Source organism: Rothia sp. HMSC067H10, assembly GCF_001810635.1.
Taxonomy (GTDB): domain Bacteria; phylum Actinomycetota; class Actinomycetes; order Actinomycetales; family Micrococcaceae; genus Rothia; species Rothia dentocariosa.
The window spans coordinates 3841-4735 of the sequence record NZ_KV802289.1 but is presented as its reverse complement, the minus strand read 5'-3'; the positions used below and the strand labels follow the sequence as shown (position 1 = coordinate 4735).

Genomic DNA, 895 nt, shown 5'->3' with positions numbered 1-895 from the left:
TGTGTTCGCCATGGACGGGGTCGAATATCCTTGGTCACGTGTGGAAAGGTTTAAGAAAGTGTTTTTTCCTCAGGGTTTTCCTGATCCGTTGTATGAGGACGGTACGGAATGGATTGATGATCCTGACGAGTACCCCGAAAGCACTTCCTATACCGGCGGGAACAGCTAACAACGCACTGATAGCCAAGGAGTAAACAATTTATGGGTTTCTACAAGGACAAATCAGATGATGCATTCTTCCTCCTGTTTACATCACCGAAGACAAGGTTTTAGAGCGCCAGGTTCAGACTCTTCAAGATAAAGGATGGGCAGTTATCGAGATATCCTGTGCAGCTATTGTTCGTGATCGAGACGCAGGAGTGAAAGAAATCCTACGTGCCATAGAGTTCGCCTACGACATGCCTACAGTAGGAGACCCGGTTGGGTAGGCTGAAGAATTTATTGAAGACCTTCACTGGCTTGATCTGAGCAAAGGAGTCTTCGTCATCCTCAAAGACTATGACGCGCTTTTTTCTGAGCATAATGCGCCTGAGTACTATAATGCCAAGCACATGGCACGACATCTGCAGGCTGTGGACGATAACCTGCGATACCGGCATAGCCAATTTGCTTATGGTGATTATGACCCACCATATGTGCTTTATGGTATGGAGGTGTCTCAGGAAAAACTCGACACTGTGCTGGAGTTCTTCGAAGGTCGAGCCACTATTATCGAAGACTTCGATGAAGATAACCCAGACGCAGAACGTTTGATTGTCGGTTCTGATGGGAGTATGTATTACACTCCTGATCACTATAAGACCTTTGTACGAATTTTCTAAAGGAGGCTACTATGATTTATGAAAACGAACATGAAGATGAGTTCATTGTTCCGGTGTTCACTCAGGAGAGCGGG

At 45.9% G+C, this 895-nt stretch carries 1 protein-coding gene; it reads left to right on the top strand.

Annotation, left to right across the window (positions count from 1 at the left end; genetic code table 11):
• Positions 1-551 precede the first annotated feature (551 nt).
• Positions 552-821 carry a ribonuclease domain-containing protein gene (locus tag HMPREF2756_RS10950; RefSeq protein ID WP_080974381.1) on the top strand — a complete coding sequence of 90 codons (270 nt, stop codon included), beginning with the start codon at positions 552-554 and terminating at the stop codon, positions 819-821.
• The last annotated feature ends 74 nt before the right edge of the window (positions 822-895 follow it).

Excerpts from the sequence above, each read along its gene's own strand:
- HMPREF2756_RS10950 (WP_080974381.1), top strand. The coding sequence starts at position 552 with ATGGCACGACATCTGCAGGCTGTGGACGATAACCTGCGATACCGGCAT.